Source organism: Aeromonas sp. FDAARGOS 1406, assembly GCF_019048565.1.
GTDB lineage: Bacteria > Pseudomonadota > Gammaproteobacteria > Enterobacterales > Aeromonadaceae > Aeromonas > Aeromonas caviae.
Genome location: NZ_CP077378.1, coordinates 3,218,101 through 3,240,893 on the forward strand (window position 1 = coordinate 3,218,101; position 22,793 = coordinate 3,240,893).

Consider the following 22,793-nt stretch of genomic DNA (forward strand, 5'->3'; position numbering starts at 1 on the left):
TTCAGAAGCCGGTGGAGGTGGCGCAAAAGCGCCTGCGTCACGGCTTGCCGTGGTGGCGACAGAGGGCGCCGCTGCGCCCTCTGTCGGGTGATGAAATGGGAGTCAAAAGTTACAGCCGGAAGTTGCCGACCAGCTTGTCGAGCTCGCCGGAGAGGTGCTGCAGGTTGCGGCTCGACTCGGTCAGGTGATGGGCGATATCGGCGGTCTCCATGGTGAGCTGGTTGATGTCTTCCACGTTGCGGTTGAGTTCGCCCACCACGCTCGACTGCTCTTCGGTGGCGGTGGCGACCTGGATGTTCATGTCGCTGATCTGGGTGATGTGCCCGGTGATCTGGTCGAGGGCGCCGTTGGCCTCGTCGGCCTGGGTCACCACCCGCAGGCTCTGGTTGCGGCCCTGGGCCATGGCGCTGACGGCGCGGGCGCTCTGCTCCTGGAGGCTGTTGATCATGCCCTGGATCTCGGCGGTGGAGGCGGCGGAGCGGCTGGCGAGGTTGCGCACCTCGTCAGCCACCACGGCGAAGCCACGGCCCTGCTCGCCGGCGCGGGCGGCCTCGATGGCGGCGTTGAGGGCCAGCAGGTTGGTCTGCTCCGAGATGCTGCGGATGGTGTCGAGGATGCTGCCGATGGAGTCGGTCTGGCTCGCCAGGGACTCGATGACCCCGGCGACCTGTTCGATTTCACCGGAGAGGCCGACGATGCCGTGACGGGCCTGGGCGACGACCTGGGCCCCCGCATCGGCCTGCTCGTTGGCCTGCTTGGCGACGTCGGCGGCGAGAGACGCATTGCCGGCGATCTCGGTGACGGTGGCCCCCATCTCGTGGATGGCGGTGGCGACCTGGACGGTGCGATCCCGCTGGGCGGTGCAGTTGTGCTGGGTGAGCTGGGCCTTGGCGGCCACCTCGCTGGCGGTGGCGGCCACCTGGCGGGAGTTGCTCGCCACCTGCACGATGGCCCCGTGGATCCGGGTCACGAACTGGTTGAAGCTGTGGGCAATCTCGGCCAGCTCGTCCTTGCCGGTGAGACTGGCGCGGCTGTCGAGGGCGAGGTGGCGGGCCACCTCGCCAATATGGGATTGCAGGAAGGAGACCCGGCGGCGCAGCCCGATGAGGATGAGGGTCGAGACGAGCAGCGAGATGGCGATGGCGATGACGATGATGGCGATCATCTGGGTACGACCGCTGTCATAGCTGTTTTCGCTCAGGTCGTTGCGATGCTGGGCCTGACCTATCAACCCGTCGAGCAGCTCATTGGCGCCCTTGCGCATGACCCCGTAGCTCTGGCTGTAGCGATCCCGGTAGATGGCGCGTGCCTCGTCCATCTTGTTGTCAGAGAGCGCCTGCAACATGGGGGTCAGCTCCTCCCGCTCCACCCGGGTGAATTGATCGAGCAGGGTCTGGGCCCTGGCCCGGGCGTCCGGATCGACCTGGGCCTTGACGGCCTGCTCCATGGCCTGGCGCATCTCGGGAATGTCTTCCTCGCGGGTCTCCTTGACCCGGGTCAGCACCCCCTTTTCGTCGCGCAGGGAGGTGTCCTGCAATAGCATCATGTCGATGCCGACTCGCATGCGCGGGATGCGGGAGGCCACTTCCGCCATGGCCCGCATGGGGGTGGCGGTATTCTGGAACAGCTCTTCGGCCTGCTGCCTGATGTTGTCCATGCTGCGCAGACTGGCGGCGCCAACCAGCAGCAGGGCGAGACAGGGCACGGTGACGGCCAGGATCAGTTGGGTTTTGATGGTGAGGTTGCCTGCCAGCATGTTGACTCCTTGGTGTGTTGCTGTGTCGCTACTGTAGCGGCTTGTCATGACGGTTCGCCGTCATGGGGGTCGGTATTCCCTGTCGACCCGGTGAAAAAAGGGCGCCGCAGCGCCCTTTCATCTTATAACCGGAAGTTGCCGACCAGCTTGTCGAGCTCGCCGGAGAGCTGTTGCAGGCTGCGGCTGGACTCGGTCAACTGGTGGGCGATGTCGGCGGTCTCCATGGTGAGCTGGTTGATGTCCTCCACGTTGCGGTTGATCTCCCCGACCACGCTGGACTGCTCTTCGGTGGCGGTGGCGACCTGGATGTTCATGTCGCTGATCTGGGTGATGTGCCCGGTGATCTGGTCGAGGGCGCCGTTGGCCTCGTCGGCCTGGGTCACCACCCGCAGGCTCTGGTTGCGCCCCTGGGCCATGGCGCTGACGGCGCGGGCGCTCTGCTCCTGGAGGCTGTTGATCATGCCCTGGATCTCGGCGGTGGAGGCGGCGGAGCGGCTGGCGAGGTTGCGCACCTCGTCGGCCACCACGGCGAAGCCACGGCCCTGCTCGCCAGCGCGGGCAGCCTCGATGGCGGCGTTGAGGGCCAGCAGGTTGGTCTGCTCCGAGATGCTGCGGATGGTGTCGAGGATGCTTCCGATGGAGTCGGTCTGGCTCGCCAGGGACTCGATGACCCCGGCGACCTGTTCGATTTCACCGGAGAGGCCGACGATGCCGTGACGGGCCTGGGCGACCACCTGGGCCCCCGCATCGGCCTGCTCGTTGGCCTGCTTGGCAACGTCGGCGGCGAGAGACGCATTGCCGGCGATCTCGCTGACGGTGGCTCCCATCTCGTGGATGGCGGTAGCGACCTGGACGGTGCGATCCCGCTGGGCGGTGCAGTTGTGCTGGGTGAGCTGGGCCTTGGCGGCCACCTCGTTGGCGGTGGCGGCGAGCTGGCGGGAGTTGCTCGCCACCTGTTCGATGGAGCCGTGGATCTTGGCGACAAAGTTGTTGAAGCCGGTCGCCACCTGGGCCAGTTCGTCACGGCCATCGACCTTGAGGCGATGGGTGAGGTCGCCATCACCGCTGCCGAGTTCGCGGAACAGGCGGGCCAGTTCGTTGAGGGGGCGGCTCACGGAGCCCGCCAGGAGAACGCCGAGCAGCCCCATGCCGACGGCGATGGCCAGGCTGACCAGCACCATGTGCAGGCGCGCTCTGTCCAGTTCGGCATAAATCTCGGCCTCCGGCACTTGGGCCACCAGATACCAGTCGAGCAGGGGGATGTAGCTGCTGGCCAGGATCACGGGCTGGCCGTCGACCTCGGCACGGGTGGCGGCAAAGGGCTGCTTGTTGAGCAGGTTGGTGCTGCTGCCGCTGGCCAGCTGGGTCAGGTTGTCCCGATCGATGCGGGCGGCGTCGGGGTGCAGCTTCACCTTGCCGCTGCCGTCTGTCATGAAGACGAAGCCGCTGTCGCCGATGCGGAAGTTGGCGAGCATGCTGACCATGCTGTCGAGGGATTTGGCGAGGCCGGCGAGGCCGCGTCCGTCGAGTTGCTGGAAGTTGACGAACAGTTTCACCTCGCCATTGCTCTCCCGAAAGATGCTGAGCATCAGATCCTGGCGGCTCTTGGTGTAGTCATAGAACCAGTTGTCCTGCTCGTGATTAAGAATGCGCAGAAAACCGTCCTGGTTGTAGTAGGCGGCACTCTGGCGATCGGCGAAGGAGGCGGTGACCAGGCCATACTGGCTCGTCATGTCCTTGAGCTGGTTGATGAGGATGGACTCCTGCTCTTTTGGCATGCCGCGCTCGACCCAGTCCAGCACGAAGCGGTCGTTGGCAAGCTGTCTGGCGGCATTGGCGACCGAAGTGAGATCCTTCTCGATCTCCTTGCCGATGCGCTGGGTCAGGTTGGGCAGCTCCTGCTCGAACATGCGGTTCTCGATCAGCTGCTGGGCAGAACGCTGGCTGAAATAGCCCACCAGCAGGCAGGAGAGGGCCACGGCGAGGATGACGGTGGCCAGAATTTTCTGTTTCAGTGTCAGGCTTGCGAACATAAGGGTGACTCGGAAGTGTGAACCAGGGTTGAACTCATAATAGCGGCTGATTTGGCGCGCTCTTGAGGCGGCGGGGGCGTTTATTGTCGATTAACGTTTGCGCTCACACCCGGATTGGACTGGATTGGCGCCCGATTTTGCCGAGACATCGTCGCAAGCGGGGCGACCCCTCGCCAGCACCCCGGCTTGCGGTTAAAGTGCTTGCACTTATAGTAGGCTGCACCTGACTGGCGGCCTGCCCGCTCGACTCGCACCGGATTTATGGACTCTCATATGCGCATCTTTCATCGGGGATGGACCCACCTGCTCGTGCTCCTGCTGGCGACCCTGCCGTTCATGGCGGCGGCCGGAGCCAATGATCCCGCGCCTTCGGCCAGAAACCCGGGGGCAACCAAGATGGATCGTCCGAGGATCGCCCTGGTACTGAGCGGCGGCGGGGCCAAGGGGTCGGCCCATATCGGGGTGCTCAAGGTGCTGGAGGCAAAGCACATCCCGGTGGACATCATCGTCGGGACCAGCATGGGCTCCTATGTGGCGGGCATGTATGCCATGGGGCTCAGCGCCGAGGAGGTGGAGCGTACGACGCTGGCCATCGACTGGAACAAGGGCTATCAGGACAAGGTGGGGCGCGACGAGCTCTCCCTGCGCAAGAAGCAGCAGACCGAGAAGTACCAACTGCGCACCGACATCGGGGTCAACGGTGACCAGACCCAGCTGCCGGACGGCTTCTTCCAGGGGCAGTCCATGGCCAGCCTGCTGCGCCACGCCACCTCCAACCTGCCGGCGCAAAAGAGCTTCGACAACCTGCCTATCCCCTATCGTGCGGTGGCGACCGACATGGAGACGGTGACCCCCTTCGTGCTGGATCACGGCAGCCTCGCCAAGGCGATGCAGGCCTCCATGTCCATTCCCGGTGCCCTCAAGCCGGTGGAGTGGGACGGCCGCATCCTGGCCGATGGTGGCACGGTCAACAACATGCCGGTGGACGTGGCCAAGGCCATGGGGGCCGACGTGGTGATCGCGGTGGACATCAGCGCCAAGCTGCGTACCAGGGAGTCCCTCAAGTCGGGGCTGGCCATGATCGATCAGCTCACCACCTACATGACCCAGGTGGGGACCGAAAAGCAGAAGGCGCTGCTCGGCCCCAGGGACATCCTGCTGACCCCCGAGTTCGGCAACATGGGGATCGCCGACTTCGCCCTGATGCCGGAGGGGATCAAGATCGGGGAGGCGGTCGCCAACAGTGCAGCGGCCCGGCTCGATGCGCTCTCTCTCTCGCCCGCCGCCTACGCCGACTATCGCAACGGCAAGCTGAGCCGGCGCGCCGAGCGCAGCGGCCAGCCCGCCTACTACATCGACAAGGTGGAGCTCATCAACAAGTCGCGCCTCTCCGACGACACGGTGCGGGCCATGCTGAACGTGCGTCCGGACAAGGTGCAGACCTACGAGAGCCTGGAGGCGGGGATCCGTCGCCTCTACGCCCTGGAGTCGTTCGATCGCATCACCTACGAGGTGGAGGAGCGGGACGGGGAGAACGTGCTGGTGGTGGACGCCAGCGAGAAGAACTGGGGGCCGGGTTATCTCAACTTCCAGCTCGGTTTCTCCGATGACTTCGAGAGCAGCTCCAACTACAACGTTGGCATGTCCTACACCCTGACCAACGTCAACGATTGGGGAGGCGAGTGGCTGACCGAGGCGTCCCTCGGGACCGCCAAGCACCTCAAGACCGACTTCTACACCCCGCTGGAGCCCTCCCAGACCTACTTCGGCGAGACGAGCCTGGCCTACGACAAGACCCAGCGGCGGGTCTTCTTCCCGGAAGAGAGCAGGTCGTCGTCCGGGGTCAGCTATCTGGACTCCGAGTACAGCTTCACCAGCGTGGATCTTGCCGTCGGCTGGAATCGCCAGCCCTGGAGTCGCTTCTCCCTTGGGCTGGAGGGCAAGATCGGCAGCGTGGAGATCCAGAACCTCACTAACGCGGATGCCGATGCCTCCGCCTGGGGACCCTACATCCGCTTCGAGCACGACACCCTCGACAGCCGCTACTTCCCCTATCAGGGGGTCTACTGGGACATCAAGGGGGGCTACTCCTACGTCGATCTCGACCCCTCGGACGGCCCCTCCGAGCAGGCCGAGGGGGTGAATTACCGGCTGGTGATGATCAAGCCCTGGTCCTGGGACAGGCACAGCCTCAACCTGATGCTGGAAGGGGGCGGCTCAAGCTCCCAGGAGACGGTACCGCTGTTCGTGCAGGATCTGGGGGGGCTGTTCCGCATGTCCGGTTTCCAGCATTACCAGTTGAGCGGTCGCTACAGCCTGTTTGGCGGATTGCGCTACATCTACCGGGTGGCGGACAATGACTTCGGTGCCTTCAAGGCGCCCCTGTTCCTCGGGGGCTCCCTCGAGCAAGGGGGGGTCTGGGACAAGGGAGAGGACATCAGCATCGAATCCTCCTATACCTCGGGTTCCCTCTATATGGGGGTGGAGAGTTTCCTCGGTCCCATCTTCCTCGGCTATGGCGTGGCGGAGGGGGGACACGACATGTTCTATCTGCAATTGGGCACTACGTTCCAATAAGGGCGAAATGCTGCCTTTTTGTTAAATCACCTTGGGTGGGCGGCTTGTCACTCTAAAAAAACCTAATAGGTTTATATGGTTATGCTGGTTTGATGAATAACTGCACAGGGTTTGGATTTTAATTAGTCGTTAAAACTTATATAGTGGGGGGCACCCTACGGGTGTCCCGCAAGGACGATCGCCGCGAGCTTGGGCGAACCCCAAAAAAAAGACCAAAGAGGAATTAGTCGTGCTTGAAACATACCGTAAACACGTCGCAGAACGTGCCGCCGAAGGCGTGGTTGCCAAACCTCTGGACGCAGAGCAGGTCGCCGCCCTGGTTGAGCTGATCAAGAATCCGCCCGCCGGCGAACAGGACTTTCTGAAAGAACTGTTGTCCTCCCGCATTCCCCCGGGTGTTGATGAAGCGGCCTATGTGAAAGCCGGCTTCCTCACCGCCGTCGCCAAGGGCGAGGCCCATTCCCCCATCCTGACTGCCGCCGAAGCCGTCGAGCTGCTCGGTACCATGCAGGGTGGTTACAACATTCAGCCGCTGATCGACCTGCTGGACGATGCGACCCTGGCTCCTCTTGCCGCCAAGGGTCTCTCCCACACCCTGCTGATGTTCGACTCCTTCCACGACGTGGAAGAGAAGGCCAAGGCGGGCAATGCCCACGCCAAGCAGGTGCTGCAATCCTGGGCCGACGCCGAGTGGTTCCTGAACCGCCCGGCCCTGGCCGAGAAGATCACCGTCACCGTGTTCAAGGTGACCGGCGAAACCAACACCGACGATCTGTCGCCGGCGCCGGACGCCTGGTCCCGCCCGGACATTCCGCTGCACGCCCTGGCGATGCTGAAGAACGCCCGTCCCGGCATCACCCCGGACAAGGATGGCGTCATCGGCCCCATCAAGACCATCGATTCGCTGAAAGAGCAGGGCTTCCCGCTGGCTTACGTGGGTGACGTGGTCGGTACCGGCTCTTCCCGTAAATCCGCCACCAACTCCGTGCTCTGGTTCATGGGCGACGACATTCCGTTCGTGCCGAACAAGCGTGCCGGCGGCGTCTGCCTCGGCGGCAAGATTGCCCCCATCTTCTTCAACACCATGGAAGATGCCGGCGCCCTGCCCATCGAAGTGGACGTCTCCAAACTGGAGATGGGCGATGTCATCGACATCTTCCCCTATGAGGGCAAGATCACCCGCCACGGCACCGACGAGGTGCTGGCCCGGTTCGAACTGAAGACCGAGGTGCTGATCGACGAAGTGCGCGCCGGTGGCCGCATTCCGCTGATCATCGGCCGCGGTCTGACCGACAAGGCCCGCGAAGCGCTGGGCCTGCCGTTCTCCACCGTGTTCCGCCGTCCGCAGCCGGTGGCCGATACCGGCAAAGGTTTCACCCTGGCCCAGAAGATGGTGGGCAAGGCGTGTGGCGTGAAGGGCATTCGCCCGGGCACCTACTGCGAACCCAAGATGACCACGGTCGGCTCCCAGGACACCACGGGCCCCATGACCCGCGACGAGCTGAAAGATCTGGCCTGCCTCGGCTTCTCCGCCGACCTGACCATGCAGTCCTTCTGCCACACCGCGGCCTATCCCAAGCCCATCGACGTGCAGACTCACCACACCCTGCCGGACTTCATCATGAACCGCGGCGGTGTCTCTCTGCGTCCGGGTGACGGCGTCATCCACTCCTGGCTGAACCGCATGCTGCTGCCGGATACCGTGGGTACCGGTGGTGACTCCCACACCCGTTTCCCCATCGGGATCTCCTTCCCGGCGGGCTCCGGCCTCGTGGCCTTCGCCGCCGCCACCGGCGTGATGCCGCTGGACATGCCGGAATCCGTGCTGGTGCGCTTCAAGGGCGAGCTGCAGCCGGGCATCACCTTGCGTGACTTGGTCCATGCCATTCCCTACGCCGCCATCCAGAAGGGGCTGCTGACCGTCGAGAAAGCGGGCAAGAAGAACATCTTCTCCGGCCGCATCCTCGAGATCGAAGGTCTGCCGACCCTGAAGGTGGAGCAGGCGTTCGAGCTGGCGGACGCCAGCGCCGAGCGTTCCGCCGCCGGTTGCACCATCAAGCTGGATAAAGAGCCGATCATCGAGTATCTGAAGTCCAACATCGTGATGCTGAAGTGGATGCTCTCTGAAGGCTACGGCGACGTGCGCACCATCACCCGCCGCATCAAGGGGATGGAAGAGTGGCTGGCCAACCCGGTACTGATGGAAGCGGACAAGGATGCCGAGTACGCCGAAATCATCGAGATCGACCTGGCCACCATCAAGGAGCCGATCCTGTGCGCGCCGAACGATCCGGACGATGCCCGTCTGCTGAGTGACGTAGCTGGCGACAAGATCGACGAGGTGTTCATCGGTTCCTGCATGACCAACATCGGCCACTTCCGCGCCGCCGGCAAACTGCTCGAGAAGTATCAGGGCGAGCTGCCGACCCGCATGTGGATCGCGCCGCCCACCAAGATGGACAAGGATCAGCTGACCGAAGAGGGCTACTACGGCATCTTCGGTCGGGTCGGTGCCCGCATCGAGATCCCCGGCTGTTCCCTCTGCATGGGCAACCAGGCGCGGGTAGCGGAAGGGGCCTCCGTGGTCTCCACCTCCACCCGCAACTTCCCGAACCGCCTGGGCAAGGGTGCCAACGTCTATCTGGCCTCTGCGGAGCTGGCCGCGGTTGCCGCCATCATCGGCAAGATCCCGACCGTGGCCGAGTACCTGCAGTACGCCAAGACCCTAGACGCCACTGCTGCCGACACCTACCGCTACCTGAACTTCAACGAGATCGCCTCCTACACCAAGAAGGCCGATGCGGTGATCCTGCAGCAAGCGGTCTGAGACTCGCCGGTCTGACCACTGAAAATAACAATGCCGCGTCTCGACGCGGCATTTTCCATTTCAGGGGGCTGCGCGATAATGACCCGCCATGCCCAGCAACGGCGTCGTCGATTTGCCTGGTACGCGCGTTGCGCTTTCGTTGTCTGGCCATGATGGCCCCACCGTTTCCTGGTGGGTATTTTTATACCGCGGTACCTGCGAAGCGGGCCCGCGCATTGCGGCGTGGTTGCTATGTTTCTGTTCCGGATTGATCTGGCCCGCATGAAGTGGCGCCTTGGTTGTGCCCTGCTGGTGTTAGCCCTGCCCCTGGTGGTGGGAGGGTGGATGGTGCATGACAGCTACGAGCAGGAGCTGAAGAACGATGCCAGTGCGTCAGCCAGCAAGGCCAGAACCTTGCTGGAGCGCATGCTGGATCAGGCCGAGCGGGCCAACCTCGAGGTATTGCCGCTGGCCGGTCGACCTTGCAGCGACAACCTGCTGCTGCTGCGCAAGCGAGTGGCGCTGGAGCCGTTCCTGCGCTCCATCAATCTGGTGCGACAGGGGATCATCAACTGCACCTCGCTGTTCGGGCCTGCCAGGGAAGTGGATGACGGCTCCCGCTACACGGATCGCAAGTTGCTGCTGATGAGCGGCAACCTGGTGCGCAAGAATCACCCCTTGCTGGTGGTGCGTCAGGAGCGGGGGCGTGATGCGGCACTGAGCGCCATTGACAGCAGTCAGCTCAGTTTCATGCTTACCCTGAGCAGCGATCCCAGCGAGCTGTTCTTGCAGGTGGGGTCCGCCTGGCTCGATGAGTCCGGCCACTTCCAAAGCGATCCGCCGAAACTGCACAGCAAGTTTGCCCTGATACTCGCCTCCCAGCGTTACCCCTTCACCATCCACGCCGGTTATGCCATGCCGATCTACTGGCGTGCCCTGTGGGAGGCTCGCCATCTGCAGCTGATCTGGCTGGGAGCCAGTTCGCTGGTGCTCTCACTGCTGGTGTGGTGGCTGCTTGGGCGGCCGGGGGCCCTGACGGACGAGCTGAGACGCGGGCTGCGAGCCAGGGAGTTTGTCCCCTATCTGCAACCGCTGATCGCCAGCAAGGGCGGCAAGATGGTGGGAGCCGAGGTACTGATGCGCTGGCAACATGCCACCGAGGGGCTGATCCGCCCCGATCTCTTCATCCCCCAGGCGGAAGAGTCTGGCCTGATCGTGCCCATGACGGTCAACCTGATGAAGACGGTGGCCAAGACACTCCACCCGGTGCAGGAGCAGCTGCCCGAGGCATTTCACATCAGCTTCAACATCAGTGCCATCCACTGCCGGGACCTCTCCCTGGTGGCGGAGTGCCGCGACTTCCTCGGCCACTTCGTGCCGGGACGGGTGGTGCTGGTGCTGGAGCTCACGGAGCGGGAGCTGCTGGTGACCAGCCCGCAGACCCTCTCCCTGTTTCGCCAGCTCGACGAGATGGGGGTGCAGCTCGCCATCGATGACTTTGGCACCGGCCACTCCAGCCTCATCTATCTGCAGCAATTCCACGTGGACTATCTCAAGATCGACCGCTCCTTCATCGGCCGTATCGGGACGGAGTCCCTCTCCGAGCACATCGTGGACAACGTCATCGACCTTGGGGGACGGCTGGGGTTGTCCCTGGTGGCCGAAGGGGTGGAGACGGAGCAGCAGGCCGCCTATCTGAGAGGCAAGGGGGTCCAGTATCTGCAGGGATACCTGTTTGCCCGCCCCATGCCGATACGCCAGTTCTGCCGGGAGCTGACGGCGGGAGAGATACAGGTCGCCGCCGGGCGCACCGCCCAGGGCTAGGCCGCGCCCACCAGGCTGTGCAGCCAGTTCACCAGGATGTCGTGGGGGCTGCCGGGTTCGGGAGGGGCGGGGGCGAGCAGGTGATAGCCGGTGCCGTCGGGGACGAAGCCGAGCGGTGCTACCAGCAGACCGGCCTCGATATCGTCGCACACCTGGCGGTAGGGGCCGATGGCGACTCCCAGCCCGGCGACTGCCGCCTGCAGGCTGAAATAGAAGTGCTCGAAGGTCTGACCCGGCACCTCCTCGTCTGCGGACATGCCTGCGTGCTGCTGCCACTCCAGCCAGGCGCCCGGACGGGTCTTGGTGTGCAGACGGGGGGCCGTTGGCCTGAGGGCCTGCACATCCCCCCTGGATTCAAAAAAGTGCGCCACCTTGCCCGGCGGGCAGACAGGGCCGGTCCGCTCTTCGAACAGCAACTGGTTGTAGAGCTCGGCAGGCCAGTGAAAGTCGTTGCGCCGGATGGCGAGATCGATGCCGCTGCCAAAGCTGAGGGCGCCGCCGCCCGCCATCAGGTGTTCGTCCAGCTCCGGGTGCAGAGCCTGGAAGGCGGGCCAGCGCGGGATCAGCCAGCGCATCAGGAGGGTGGGTTCGCAGGAGAGCACCAGCGACTGGGGACGGCTCTGCTGGCGCAGGGCCTGCGCCGTCTGGCGGATGCTGCCCAGCCCCTCTCTGACCGCCTGATAGAACCGTTCACCCGCGTCGGTCAGAAAGACCCGGCGCTGGCGCCGCTCGAACAGATGACCCCCAGATCCTCCTCGAGCAGTCGTACCGCCCGGCTGATGGCGCCATGGGTGAGATGCAGTTCATCGGCGGCGCGGCCGAAATGCTCGGTGCGGGCAGCCACCTCGAAACAGCGCAGGGCGGTGAGGGAGGGAAGCGAGAGGGCTTTTTGTGAGTTTTTTTCACCATTCATGTCAGAAATCATCGTTCGTTATTGGTGTTATTGGCAAATAAAATAGCCGATATCCCCTCTAATCAGGACTATTTTCATGACTGAACTGTTAGCCGTTGTCGCCATTACCCTCTTTGCCGTCATCAGCCCCGGGCCCGACTTTGCCATGGTGTCGCGCAACAGCCTGCTGCTCTCGCGCCGCACCGGCGTGCTGACGGCGATCGGCATCGCGGCCGGGGTCTGCGTGCACGTGGCCTACACCCTGCTGGGGGTGGGCCTGCTGATCCAGCAATCCCTCTGGCTGTTCAACCTCATCAAGTTGGCAGGGGCCGCCTATCTCATCTTCCTCGGCATCAAGATGCTGCGGGCCAAACCGGCTGCCGATGAAGAGAGCATCTGTCAGCCTGCCCTCTCCAGCCTGGGTGCGCTGCGCACCGGATTTCTGACCAATGTGCTCAATCCCAAGACCACCATCTTCATCGTCAGCCTCTTCATGCAGGTGGTGCAGCCGCAGACGCCGCTGGCGGTCCAGATCGGCTATGGCGCCTTCATCGCGCTGGCGCACGCCCTCTGGTTTGGTGCGGTGGCGCTCTTCTTCTCCACCCCTGAGGTGCGGGACCGACTGCTGGCGGTACGCCACTGGATCGATCGGGTGTTCGGGGGGCTGCTGGTGGGATTCGGCATGTTGCTGGCATTGACCCAGCAGACGCGCTGAGGCGGGGAGAGGGGCTCCCCCTATCCACCCCCGACTGTAGGGTCTTGTTTTTCATGCCTTGGCAGCCACTTTTCGGTAGAATTGGCGCTCATTTTGAAGTCAGATGAGGCGCGGTATGACGGTCAGGTTCCAGGCATTTCACAGCATCAAGGCGATTGGCAATCGGGAGGTGCTGTTCAACTGGTCCAGAACCAACCCCCTCGGCGCCCTTGATCAGGTGTGGCGCCCGACGACCCGTGACGAGCTGCAGCAACTGCTGCGGGAAAACCCCGAGCGCAAGCTGCGCCTCATCGGCTCCGGCCTCTCCTTCGAACCCATCCACAGCGTCTATGCCGAGGGCAGTCAGGCGCTGCTGGTGGACTTGCACCACCTGCGTGGCCAGTTGGCGCAGACCGCCGACACCGTCACCTATCAGGCGGGAACTCCGCTCGACACCGTCTACGCCGATCTCATCGCCATGGAGCGGATGTTGCCGGCTTCCCCCGGCGTCATCGGCATCCAGACCCTGGGCGGTGCGCTCAGCACCGGCACCCACGGCCAGGGGCTGCACCAGTCCGCCCTCTGCGATGCGGTGGCTGCCCTGACCGTGATGCTGGCCAGTGGCGACATCATCCAAGTGGATCGCACCGACTCGCGCTTCGGCGCCTTCGTGATGGGCATGGGGATGCTCGGCATTCTGCTCGACGTCACCCTGCAGACCGTGCCCAACCGCATCATGCGCTGCACCAAGTTCACTACCGACTATCCCTTCCTGCTGGCGCACAACGAGCGGCTCAACCGCGAGCACGCCTTCGTGAAGAGCTGGTGGTTCGCCTGGACCGGCGAGAGCCACATCTGGCTGGTGGATCCCGCCTCCGATGACGAGGTGGCCCGCTACCGCGCCGGGGGCAGCGAGCCGCTGGTGCTGGAGGGAGACATGGACGAGCGCATGAACCTGGCGCTCAATGCCACCATAGACGCGACCCTGCAGAAGATGGCCAGAGACACCAAGGACGAGGCCAGGGCAGGCGAGCACTTCGAGACGGTACGCCGCTTCAAGGACGCCTCGGATCTGGTGGGCAATGTCTACCAGATCCTCTGCAAGGGGATCCCTGCTCCCCAGATCAACTGCGAGGTGGCCGTGCCCCTCGAACGCATGGGGGAGGCCCTTGAAATCCTGCAGGCATGGCAGGAGGCGAACCCCGGCGTGCTGCACTACCCCTTCATCCTGCGCTGCACCGGTCCCTCCGTGGCCTGGCTCAGTGCCGCCCATGACAAGTCGGTGTGCTGGATAGGTTTTCTGGTCTATCTGGCGGCGGACGGGACCTTCGTCGGGGGCTCCATGGAGCAGATGCGCGAGTTGCAGCAACTGCTGGTGCCCCTCGGCGGCATTCCCCATTTCGGCAAGCACCTGGCGATGGACCTCTACGACTTCCCTGCCCTGCTGCCGCGCTGGCACGACTTCCTGGCCCTGAAGCGGGAGCTTGACCCCCATGGCCGTTTCGAAAACCGCTGGCTCGGCGACCTGTTCGCCAACCGGTAAGGATCTGACATGACCGATATGCAAGACACTCGCTTACTCATCCTCCTGCCGATCAGAGGGGGGGGATCTCTATGACAGACATGCAAGACACCCGCATCCCCGTGACCCTGCTGACCGGTTTTCTCGGCAGCGGCAAGACCACCTTGCTCAACCACTGGGTCAAGCAGCCCGAGCTCGGGGAGTGCGCCGTGCTCATCAACGAGTTCGGCTCCGTGGGGCTGGATCACCATCTGGTACAGCAGGTGGACGAGCAGGTGGTGCTGCTCGATTCCGGCTGCATCTGCTGCTCGGTACAGGGCTCCCTGGTGGAGGCGCTGCAGGGGCTTTTCATGAAGGCCATCCAACGGAAAATCAAACCCTTCAAACGGCTGATCATCGAAACCACGGGTCTGGCCGATCCGGCCCCCGTGTTGTTCACGTTGAGGGAAGAGGGCTTTATCGCCCAGCGCTACCGCTTCGATGGCACCGTCACTGTAGTGGATGCCGGCCATATCGAGCAGCAGCTTGCGACTCAATATGAGGCGGTCAAACAGGTGGCGCTGGCGGATCTGCTGGTGGTGAGCAAGGGGGACCTGGTGGATGAAGAGACCCTTGCTCGGGTGGAAGCCCAACTGGCGGCCCTCAATCCGGCAGCCCCCATCCAGCGGGTCAGCAATGGGGTGCTCTCACCTGCGGTGCTGGAGAAGCTCGGCGCCTACAACGAGGCGGCGGGGCGCGACGTGCGCCAGTTACTGGCCTGGCTGCGTACCGAATCCCCGAAACAGGGGCTGGCTTCGCCCATGCAGCCGAAGATGACGCCGTTTGCCGCCAAGGTGGGGACGGTCGCGCCCACCCGCTTCGAGCACGGCAATATCGAAAGTTTCTCCCTGCGCATCGGCGAGCCGCTCAAGCCCTCCCGCCTGCTGGCCGCCATCGATGCGGTGCAGGCGCAATACGGCGATGCCCTGCTGCGTCTCAAGGGGATATTGCAACTGGAAGGGGAGAGCCAGCCCGTGGTGATCCACGGGGTGCACGGCCAGCTCTATCCGTTGCAGGCGCTGGGGGAGTGGCCCGAAGGCAAGGCCCAGTCCCGGCTGGTGTTCATCGTGAAGAGCCAGGACAGGGTAGGCATAGAGCAGTTGTTCCTCTCGACCCTCAAGGCCCCCGAACCCAGCCTGGAAGAGCACCTCAAGGCCATGCTCGGCCAGCCGGATGCCTGATATGCTGATATGACCCGCGCTCGTGCGGGTCTAATGAGATGGTCACCCCCACCCTGTGAGCGGTACGCTGACAGGGTGTTTTTCTTTCAGGAGAGGCCATCATGGAAAACGTTGCGCTTATTGGTATTGATCTCGGTAAACACTCTTTTCACATTCACTGTCAAGACCGGTTCGGCAAGGCTCTTCTTCGCAAGAAGTTCAACCGGACAAAGCTCATCGAATCCCTCGCAACTTTTCCTGTATGCACCATCGTCATGGAGGCATGTGCCGGAGCCCATTACATGGCTCGTCGGCTGGCTGAATTTGGGCATGAGAGTAAGCTCATTTCGCCTCAATTCGTGCGCCCATTCGTCAAGAGCAACAAGAACGACTTCATCGATGCTGAAGCTATTTGCGAGGCCGCCTGCCGTCCCTCCATGCGGTTTGTAACGCCCAAGACCGAAAGCCAGCAAACGTTGGGAGCACTGCATCGTGTGCGCGAATCGTTTGTGCGCGATCGGGTTAAGGCATCGAACCAGATACACGGCTTTTTACTCGAATTTGGCATCAGTCTGCCCGTCGGTCATGCCGCCATCAAGCGCCTGCCTTCTGTGATGGCTGAACACGAGTTACCAGCGCGACTGATTACCATGTTGGAGAGGCTGCATGCCCATTTCAAGTATCTGGAGCAGCAAATTGCCGAGATCGACAAGGAACTGGCCAGCCAGCTTGGCGATGACGATCTTGGTCAGCGTCTGATGACAATCCCTGGTGTCGGCCCGATCACTGCCAGCGTGTTGGCCGCCGAGCTCGGTGACGGAAAACACTATCGATGTAGTCGTGATTTCGCGGCGTCAGTCGGATTGGTGCCACGCCAGTACAGTACTGGGGGCCGGGCAAACCTGAAGGGTATCAGCAAGCGTGGCGACAAAAATCTTAGACGATTGTTGGTGCAATGTGCACGAGCCTATATGCAACGGCTAGAGCGGCAAACGGGACGATTGGCTGATTGGGTCAGGTCTATGTTGACTCGGCGACATTCGAATGTTGTGGCTTGTGCACTAGCCAACAAGTTGGCCCGCACGGCTTGGGCGCTGGCGGCACGGCATACCGAATTTCGGGCAATGCCAACCTGACGCGCCCCTATTTACTTTTGTACTGACACACCCACCTGGTTTTGCGACTGTGATATTGGATGACGTGAACGGCATACCGGCCTGACTGATAACCTGGCAAAAGAATAGGCTTTCTAGGCCGAGGGTCTTTTTAGGACAGTCAGGCGCGATTCTCATCGTGGCGCGGAGAACATTCTCCATCAAGACGCCGGATAGATTTAAGCAAGCCAACCACAACACCCGAAATCAAGGTTGCAAAAAAGGGGGTGACCATAGATTTCTTATGTGATGAGGAGAGACAGAACCATGCCTGACAGCTCCCCGATGGTGACGCCCGCCCAGCGCAAATGGCTGCCCTGGCTGACGGCGGTCGGTTTTTTCATGCAGACCCTGGATGGCACCATCCTCAACACCGCCCTGCCCAGCATGGCCGAGGCCCTGGGCGAGAGTCCGCTGCAGATGCAGTCCGTCATCATCGCCTACATGCTGACGGTGGCCCTGCTCATTCCTGCCTCCGGCTGGCTGGCGGACAGATTCGGCACCCGCCGGGTCTATCTGGTCGCCATCCTGCTGTTTACCCTGGGTTCCCTGGCCTGTGCCATCGCCAACACCCTGCCCATGCTGGTGATCGCCCGGGTGTTGCAAGGGGTCGGGGGGGCCTTGCTGATGCCTATCGGGCGTCTGGCGGTGCTGCGGGTCTACAGCAAGCATGAGCTGCTGAGGGTGATGTCGTTCGTCACCATCCCCGGTCTGCTCGGCCCCCTCATCGGCCCGGCCCTGGGGGGCTGGCTGGTGGAGGTGGCGAGCTGGCACTGGGTCTTCCTCATCAACCTGCCGGTGGGCCTGCTCGGCTTCGTGGCGAGCTGGCACTTCATGCCCGACCTTCGCCAGCACACCGCCAGGTTTGACTGGCAGGGGTTTGTGCTGTTCAGTGTCGGCATGGTGCTGGTATCCGTCGGTCTGCAAGGCCTGGGGGAGCACAGTATCTCAACCGGCTGGGCCCTGTTTGCGGTATTGTTCGGTCTGGCCGCCATGGCGAGCTACTGGCTCTATGCCGCCACGGCGGAGCAGCCCCTGTTCAGTCTGGCGCTGTTCAAGACGTCCACCTTCGCCATCGGTATCTGGGGCAATCTGTTTGCCCGCCTCGGCAGCGGCGCCATGCCGTTTCTCACCCCGCTCTTCCTGCAACTGGGGCTCGGCTTCTCCCCGAGCAAGGCGGGGATGACCATGATCCCCACGGTGATCGGCGCCATGCTGACCAAGACGCTGGTGAACAAGCTCATTCCGCGCATCGGTTATCGCCGCATCCTCATCGGCAACACCCTGGCGCTCGGGGCCATGATCGCGAGCTTCTATTTCATCGACAACCAGGTGCCCCACGGCGTACTGCTGGTGTGGCTGGCGGTCTTTGGCGCCATCAACTCCCTGCAATTTTCCGCCATGAACACCCTGACCCTGCAGGATCTCAGCAGCGAGCACGCCAGCAGCGGCAACGGTCTGCTGTCGGTGGTAATGCAGCTCTCCATGAGCCTGGGGGTGGCCATCGCCGCCAGCCTGCTGGGGCTCTTCTCCATCGGCCAGCCCGAGGAGAGTGGCCGCTGGCTGGAGGGGTTCCACCTCACCTATCTGTGCATCGGCCTGATGTCCATGCTGGCGGCGCTGATCTTCGCCCAGCTGGCGCGGGAAAAGCGCTGAGTCCCAGGCTCAGGGGGCGGGCAGGTAGCTCACGTCGCAGGGCAATCGGGCCAGCAGTCCGGCCAGGTGGGTGGTCTCCAGCAGGAAAGTCTGCTCGGGGTGGCCCGGCGTCCAGGTAAAGGCGTGGTGATTCATGAGCACGGGATCCACCAGCAGGGGGATGTCGGCGCGGGGCAGGAAGGGGCAGACGGCTCCCGGCAGGCAGCCAATCTCGGTCTGCATCTCGTCGGCGGTGCAGATGGAGGGTTTGGCACCGAGCGCCTCCTTGACCGCCTTGCTGTCGAGCCGGCCGTCCCTGTGGGTCAGCAGCAGGGCGAAGCGACCATCCTTGAACTTGAGGAAAAGGGTCTTGCTGAACTCGGCCTGCCAGCCGAGGCGAGCCTTGACCCGCTCGTCGGTGGCGTAATCGAGGATGGGTTCGTGCTCGAAGCGCTGGTGGGGCAGGTCGGTGAGCAACTGACGGTTGAAGTCGTGAATGGCATCGAGTGGCATGGGGTTCTCCTGTGATGGCGGTCATCCTGCCACTTGCACCGGCGCAGGCCCAATCACCGTTTCTTATCCGTCATCAGCGGAGTCATCAACAAGGGCACCCGAGGGTGCCTTTGTCGTTCAGTGATGCTGCAATTCGCCCGCTTTCCAGTGGAAGGGAATGGGGTCAAGGCGCTGGGAGGCTTTGTCGTAACCTGCCCACAGCTCACCGATGGTGCGACCATCGATGGGATGGCGGAATGTGGGAGCCAGCTCCGCCAGCGGCCAGAGAACGAAGGCGTTGGTGAGGATCTCGCCGCGCGGCAGCACCAGCGGTGTCTCGCAGACCAGCTCGCCGTAGAGCAGCAGATCGAGATCCAGGGTGCGCGGGGCGAACTTCTTGGCATCCGGCTCGCGGCCGTGAGAGAACTCCATGGCGCGCAGCCGCTGGCACAGGGTCGCCAGGGGCAGCTCGGTATCGGCACCCACCACCAGGTTGTAGAAGGGGCGACCGTTGAAGCCCACTGCCTCGCTCTCGAATACCCGGGAGACCTGCAACTCGCCGAATTCGGCGTGCAGGGCATCGAGGCCAGCGCGGATATGGCGTTCCCGATCGATGTTGGATCCCAGACTGATATAGATGCGGGTCATCAGTTGGCGCTCGCAGCCGGCGTGCGATGGCGCAAGATCTCGACCCCGACGCCTGCCGCATTGGGCACGGCACCCGGTTTGGTCAGGGTCACCTTGACCCACTGTACCCGCTCGTCTTCCAGCACCAGGGCGGCGACCTGCTCGGCCATGGTCTCGACCAGCTCCACTATCTTGCCCTGGGCGTGATCACAGATCTTGCGAGAGAGGGTGGCGTAATCCAGCGCCAGATTGATATCGTCGGTTGCGGCGGCTGGGCGATTGTCAAACCCCATCTCGAGGTCGAAACAGAGCTTCTGGCGAATGCCCTTCTCCCACTCATATACCCCTATGGTGGTCAAAACCTCGAGTCCGCGAATAAACACCTTGTCCATGACAGTACTTCTTCTTTACTCTTGATGGGCTGTGAAAACAGCGCAGGGATGCAGGCCCGGCAAGCAGATTGCCGCTGGCGGCCGGTTTGGGCGACACGCTTTCGGGCAAGCCCGGGCCTGGGAATGTGGCCCGCATCATACCCCATTCATATCGTGGTAAAAACGACCAAGATGACGGCCCTGACGATTTTGATGATTATTCTGGCCTATCTGGGCGGCTCGCTGTCCAGTGCCGTGCTGGTTTCCCGCATCACGGGTCTGCCGGATCCCCGTGACCATGGTTCCCACAACCCGGGGGCGACCAATGTGTTGCGCCTCGGCGGCCGGATGGCGGCGCTGATCGTACTGCTTCTCGACGTGCTCAAGGGGATGGCCCCCGTCTACCTCGCCTGGTATCTGCAGATCAAGCCCGTCTACCTCGGCTTTATCGGGGTGGCCGCCTGTCTGGGCCACATGTACCCCCTCTTCTTCCACTTCCGTGGCGGCAAGGGCGTCGCCACCGCCCTCGGTACCATGCTGCCCATTGGGTTTGCCATGGGGGGCGCCGTCATCACCACCTGGCTGCTGGTGCTGCTGGTGAGCGGCTATTCGTCACTGGCGTCCATCGTGACCGTGTTGCTCACTCCGCTCTTTACCTATCTGCTCAAACCGGAATACACGTTGCCGGTCTCCCTGCTCTCCTGTCTCATCCTGATCCGTCATCACGAGAACATTACCCGCCTGCTCAAGGGGGAGGAGTCCCGCCTCTGGGGGCGCCGGGGAGCGGTCCCGCCAGCAGAAGTGATGAAAATGGATGATGCTGCGCAAAAAAGAGACGAACGAGACGAAAAGTGAAATTTCCCGTTGACCACCTGCCCTAAAATCCGTTTAATAGCGCCCACGCCCAGATAGCTCAGTCGGTAGAGCAGGGGATTGAAAATCCCCGTGTCGGCGGTTCGATTCCGTCTCTGGGCACCATATTTTGGTGCCATGAAATAAAAACGTGTTCATGCACAATGGTTTGAAGTGTGCCGGCTTAGCTCAGTAGGTAGAGCAACTGACTTGTAATCAGTAGGTCACCAGTTCGATTCCGGTAGCCGGCACCATTTGCCCAGATAGCTCAGTCGGTAGAGCAGGGGATTGAAAATCCCCGTGTCGGCGGTTCGATTCCGTCTCTGGGCACCACGAATAATTCCTCCTTAGCTCAGTCGGTAGAGCGACGGACTGTTAATCCGCAGGTCGCTGGTTCGAGCCCAGCAGGAGGAGCCAAATAAAAAGCCCAGCAGCAATGCTGGGCTTTTTCTTTTCCCATTGTCCCCGTCCTGAATATGGCTTATACCTTCTTCCCCGAATAGATGGAGATCTCGATGGGACAAGGTGTGAAACGCACACAGCGCGATTACTCACTGAGGTTTAAATTGTCCCTGGTCGAGCAGATTGAAAAAGGTGAACTCACCTACCAGTAGACACAATTCCAATATGGCATTCAGGGCAATTCGACCATTCTGGTATGGTTGCATAAGCATGGTCTGCAGGGTTGGAGCCGACATTCCGCACCTGATTTAGGAATAAATTTGCCGATAGCGCTCACCCAATACCTCCAAAATGATCTGCTGGTCTCCTGTTAGCTCCGTTACTTGTGGCGGAGCTTCTCCCAGTCGATATTCATGGATGCCACCAAAGCGCAAAAAGATCCAACGGGCCGTCGGCTGCTGGGTCGGTTTCTTTTTCATATCCGCCACACTGCGATTCTGCTCCACTAATCCCTGCCGGATCCGGTGCTCCAACGCTGCGTAAATCATCAGGCTACAGGTCATCACCATGAGCAACGCTTCAATCCGCTCCGGCTTTTTCAGGTACAGTGAGGAGGTTAAAAACTCCGGGCTCTTGAGAAAACGAAAGCCCCGTTCGACATTCTGCTGCGCTTTATAGGTGGCCAAAAGTTCGGCCATGGTCAGCGTATCGCTGTGGTCATTGGTCGCCAGGATGAACACCCCGGTCTGGTTGTGGGCCTCTTCAACGCAAGCCAGGCTAGTTGCCGCCAACCCAGTGATTTGAAACTGATGGCCAATTGGCTCTTCGCCACGCTTGGGTCTGCCACGTCCTGTATAAACGGGTTCACCTACCACTTCGGCATCCAGTTGCAGCAGCATCAAGCTGGCGGTAAAACAGCTCAACTCAGCTTGGGCATCCGCCTCACAAGCAAAGCGTCGGGCACACAATTTGGCGAAGGCTTTGAGCTCGCGGGTACTGTCTTTGAGCAGGTTTTTGGCCAATGTCTGCTGCTCGCGGTGGCTGGCTTGTTCGCTGCGCACCAGCAACCAACGTTGCGCGACCCCGGCATAATTCGCGTGTTGCCAACGGCCATGATAGCCATTGCCCAGAGCGGTCAGCGGTTGTGCACCTATGGTTGCCACGGCCTGCTTTGCCTCATTGAGAGTGACGGGCACCCGGGTCACAAATAGTTGCTGCTGTTGCGCCAGTAATTGCAAGGTATCGGCGCAGTACAGTGCGGCATCGCCGACCAGATAACGGCACTCCTGCGCGGCCTTGAGACTGCTCAAATGGCGACGAACGGTCTGGGCAAAGGCTTTGGTGTCATTACTATTGCCGCTCAGGGCCTGCATATAGACAGGTAGGCCGGCCTGATTTTCACAGATGAGCTCAAGGATCACTTGATTCAGCTCTGGCCGGTGATCACGACTATAACCACGCACCAGTTGCAGCTTACCGACCAGATCCCCATCGGCACAGTCATAGGCGCCATCGACGTGGAAGCTGGTAATATCGAGGTGCACTGCGGTGCTTTTGAGCCCCAGCCGCTCGACAACTTGCGCCGCCATCACCTGATACAAGGCGCTGACATCGGCCTCAAAGAGGGCATCGAGACAGCGACCGAGCACATCATCATTGAGGTCATCAGCACAGATCCCGGGGCCAATCAGGCGCTCAACCGGCTTGTTAGCGAAGAATTGCGGGAACATGTGCAGGGTGCTGCTGTGAAAGCCGAGGCCGTTCACTATCATGGCGACCAAGGCTTCACCATGTGAGACCTTGAAAGGCGGGGTTTTGGGGAGCAAGGCATCGATCATGCGGGCAATGCCCAGTTCCTGGCAGAGTGCGGCGACCAAACCAAGGTGATCGAGGTTACGGATCGAGATAGCGGGTGCGGCCATGATGATCTACCTGCAAAAGAGAGTAATAGATCAGA

General features: G+C 62.1%; 15 protein-coding genes, 4 tRNA genes and 2 pseudogenes. 14 read left to right on the forward strand and 7 right to left on the reverse strand.

Annotation, left to right across the window (positions count from 1 at the left end; genetic code table 11):
* Nucleotides 1-109 precede the first annotated feature (109 nt).
* Nucleotides 110-1,756, reverse strand: a complete 1,647-nt coding sequence (locus tag I6L36_RS15235; protein ID WP_124243695.1) for a methyl-accepting chemotaxis protein — start codon at nt 1,754-1,756, stop codon at nt 110-112.
* Nucleotides 1,757-1,878: 122 nt separating this feature from the next.
* Complete coding sequence (locus tag I6L36_RS15240; protein WP_048208552.1) at nt 1,879-3,789, reverse strand: methyl-accepting chemotaxis protein; 1,911 nt, start codon at nt 3,787-3,789, stop codon at nt 1,879-1,881.
* 273 nt (nt 3,790-4,062) lie between these two features.
* On the opposite strand from I6L36_RS15240, the gene I6L36_RS15245 reads away from it, so the two are divergent.
* The 3 genes from I6L36_RS15245 to I6L36_RS15255 all read left to right on the forward strand — a co-directional run bounded on the left by I6L36_RS15245 (nt 4,063) and on the right by I6L36_RS15255 (nt 10,996).
* Nucleotides 4,063-6,366, forward strand: a complete 2,304-nt coding sequence (locus I6L36_RS15245; protein ID WP_216986730.1) for a patatin-like phospholipase family protein — start codon at nt 4,063-4,065, stop codon at nt 6,364-6,366.
* Nucleotides 6,367-6,595: 229 nt separating this feature from the next.
* Entirely contained in the window at nt 6,596-9,193 is a 2,598-nt protein-coding gene (acnB, locus tag I6L36_RS15250) for a bifunctional aconitate hydratase 2/2-methylisocitrate dehydratase (protein WP_109111859.1), read from the forward strand.
* A gap of 231 nt (nt 9,194-9,424) precedes the next feature.
* On the forward strand, nt 9,425-10,996 hold the full coding sequence (locus I6L36_RS15255; RefSeq protein ID WP_041213989.1) for a cyclic diguanylate phosphodiesterase: 1,572 nt from the start codon (nt 9,425-9,427) through the stop codon (nt 10,994-10,996).
* Here the strand turns inward: I6L36_RS15255 and I6L36_RS22300 are convergent.
* Nucleotides 10,993-11,909, reverse strand: a pseudogene (locus tag I6L36_RS22300) (LysR family transcriptional regulator). The gene I6L36_RS15255 and the pseudogene I6L36_RS22300 overlap by 4 nt on opposite strands.
* A gap of 76 nt (nt 11,910-11,985) precedes the next feature.
* On the opposite strand from I6L36_RS22300, the gene I6L36_RS15265 reads away from it, so the two are divergent.
* From I6L36_RS15265 to mdtD, 5 genes are all read left to right on the forward strand, one after another.
* Nucleotides 11,986-12,603 carry a LysE family translocator gene (locus I6L36_RS15265; RefSeq protein ID WP_109111860.1) on the forward strand — a complete coding sequence of 206 codons (618 nt, stop codon included), beginning with the start codon at nt 11,986-11,988 and terminating at the stop codon, nt 12,601-12,603.
* A gap of 115 nt (nt 12,604-12,718) precedes the next feature.
* Entirely contained in the window at nt 12,719-14,125 is a 1,407-nt protein-coding gene (locus I6L36_RS15270; protein ID WP_109111861.1) for a D-arabinono-1,4-lactone oxidase, read from the forward strand.
* 71 nt (nt 14,126-14,196) lie between these two features.
* A complete protein-coding gene (locus I6L36_RS15275; RefSeq protein WP_162540500.1) occupies nt 14,197-15,324 on the forward strand; it encodes a GTP-binding protein in 1,128 nt (375 codons plus the stop codon).
* A 101-nt stretch (nt 15,325-15,425) separates the two neighbouring features.
* Nucleotides 15,426-16,439 (forward strand): IS110-like element ISAeca3 family transposase, encoded by a 1,014-nt coding sequence (locus I6L36_RS15280; RefSeq protein WP_052815087.1) that lies wholly within the window; start codon nt 15,426-15,428, stop codon nt 16,437-16,439.
* A 285-nt stretch (nt 16,440-16,724) separates the two neighbouring features.
* Nucleotides 16,725-18,113: a multidrug transporter subunit MdtD gene (mdtD, locus tag I6L36_RS15285; protein WP_010675801.1), complete on the forward strand. Its 1,389-nt coding sequence runs from the start codon at nt 16,725-16,727 to the stop codon at nt 18,111-18,113.
* 9 nt (nt 18,114-18,122) lie between these two features.
* Here the strand turns inward: mdtD and I6L36_RS15290 are convergent, their stop codons facing one another.
* The 3 genes from I6L36_RS15290 to folB all read right to left on the reverse strand — a co-directional run bounded on the left by I6L36_RS15290 (nt 18,123) and on the right by folB (nt 19,603).
* On the reverse strand, nt 18,123-18,605 hold the full coding sequence (locus I6L36_RS15290; RefSeq protein ID WP_109113157.1) for a YbaK/EbsC family protein: 483 nt from the start codon (nt 18,603-18,605) through the stop codon (nt 18,123-18,125).
* A 117-nt stretch (nt 18,606-18,722) separates the two neighbouring features.
* Nucleotides 18,723-19,232, reverse strand: coding sequence for a 2-amino-4-hydroxy-6-hydroxymethyldihydropteridine diphosphokinase (gene folK, locus I6L36_RS15295; protein ID WP_049636525.1), 510 nt, complete (start codon nt 19,230-19,232; stop codon nt 18,723-18,725).
* Entirely contained in the window at nt 19,232-19,603 is a 372-nt protein-coding gene (gene folB, locus I6L36_RS15300) for a dihydroneopterin aldolase (protein WP_010675798.1), read from the reverse strand. Before folB ends, folK begins: the two co-directional genes overlap by 1 nt.
* 171 nt (nt 19,604-19,774) lie before the next feature.
* Between folB and plsY the strand changes: the two genes are divergently transcribed.
* The 6 genes and pseudogenes from plsY to I6L36_RS15330 all read left to right on the forward strand — a co-directional run.
* Nucleotides 19,775-20,437, forward strand: a complete 663-nt coding sequence (gene plsY / locus I6L36_RS15305; RefSeq protein WP_029314836.1) for a glycerol-3-phosphate 1-O-acyltransferase PlsY — start codon at nt 19,775-19,777, stop codon at nt 20,435-20,437.
* 47 nt (nt 20,438-20,484) lie between these two features.
* A tRNA-Phe gene (locus I6L36_RS15310) sits at nt 20,485-20,560 on the forward strand.
* Nucleotides 20,561-20,612: 52 nt separating this feature from the next.
* Nucleotides 20,613-20,688, forward strand: a tRNA-Thr gene (locus I6L36_RS15315).
* Nucleotides 20,689-20,691: 3 nt separating this feature from the next.
* Nucleotides 20,692-20,767 (forward strand) — tRNA-Phe (locus tag I6L36_RS15320).
* Between the two features lie 8 nt (nt 20,768-20,775).
* Nucleotides 20,776-20,851, forward strand: a tRNA-Asn gene (locus I6L36_RS15325).
* Between the two features lie 98 nt (nt 20,852-20,949).
* Nucleotides 20,950-21,129 (forward strand): annotated as a pseudogene (locus I6L36_RS15330) (IS3 family transposase); the annotation flags it as partial.
* A 15-nt stretch (nt 21,130-21,144) separates the two neighbouring features.
* Here the strand turns inward: I6L36_RS15330 and I6L36_RS15335 are convergent.
* The gene (locus I6L36_RS15335; protein ID WP_049636888.1) at nt 21,145-22,758 is read right to left on the reverse strand and encodes an IS1634-like element ISAs25 family transposase; all 1,614 of its coding nucleotides are present in this window, start codon (nt 22,756-22,758) and stop codon (nt 21,145-21,147) included.
* Nucleotides 22,759-22,793: the final 35 nt, after the last annotated feature.